This is a genomic window from Lachnospira hominis (ex Hitch et al. 2025), from assembly GCF_040096395.1.
In the GTDB taxonomy this organism is placed as follows: Bacteria; Bacillota; Clostridia; order Lachnospirales; family Lachnospiraceae; genus Lachnospira; species Lachnospira hominis.
In genome coordinates this window covers 1-905 of sequence record NZ_JBBMES010000064.1, presented here as the reverse complement: position 1 = coordinate 905, position 905 = coordinate 1, and the positions used below count along the sequence as shown (strand labels likewise).

Genomic DNA, 905 nt, shown 5'->3' with positions numbered 1-905 from the left:
TCTTCTTCCCATCATCTGCCTCCTTATGATAATCGCTTAGTGCTTTTAAGTCCCATTGTGGCAAGCTGCTCATATCCCCTTGCATTTGCCTTTACATCAAGGTTATAGGAAATGTTCTTGGCATCGTGACTACCAAAATTCTTCATCACAACTGCCCCGCCACCGACAAATACAATCGGTGTAGTCTTTAAGTTATACCCAAACTCACGGATTGAGTTATATACCTTATCAACAAAATCCTCTATCTCTGCCTTGATAATGGCAAAGTATTCATCATCAATATCTGACCTGCCATATCGCATGATGTTCTGTATCTCTGACTCGTCTACCTCTCCGTTAAGTTGTCTTACACACTGTTCATTGATAGAACGCATACAGGTAATAAGACCTTTTGGTATCGTCACGCACTTTGATTCATCCGGTGACTTGTTGATTACCGGCATAATGTCGATTGTCCAGCTACCGATATCTACTATCAGCGTTTTCTTTGCCATTGTAGGAATCTTGTCCACTACTGCTGCATAACACTGAGGGAATACTGCCACATCATCAATTTCAATATAATACGGCTCATTCTCATATTTGAAGCTTACACGCTTATTCTTTGTCAGGTACTTGATAAAGTCATTCTTCTCAGCTCCAAATCTTGTAAGTGGAAGTCCTACAGCAAGAAATACCTTTGCCTCTGCAAGACCTCTTCTTTTAAGTTCCTTAGCAACTGCTGCAAGAGTGAGAAGATAAAAGCTGTCATCTTCGACCTTGGTATCCTTTACTTCCTGCCTCACAGTTCCAACCTTATAGAACTTTCCTTCATACTCAAGTACATCACCGAAAAGTGCCGGAGTTGTTGTAATCTCCTTAACACCTGTGACAAATACCTGAGAGATTGTTTTCATCATTGACCA

The 905-nt window shown here is 40.8% G+C and carries 1 protein-coding gene; it reads right to left on the bottom strand.

Going from position 1 to position 905, the window contains the following annotated elements; translation table 11 throughout:
• Positions 1 to 23 precede the first annotated feature (23 nt).
• A partial coding sequence (locus WMO38_RS15075) for a ParM/StbA family protein (RefSeq protein ID WP_349163222.1) occupies positions 24 to 905 on the bottom strand: 882 nt, incomplete at its 5' end.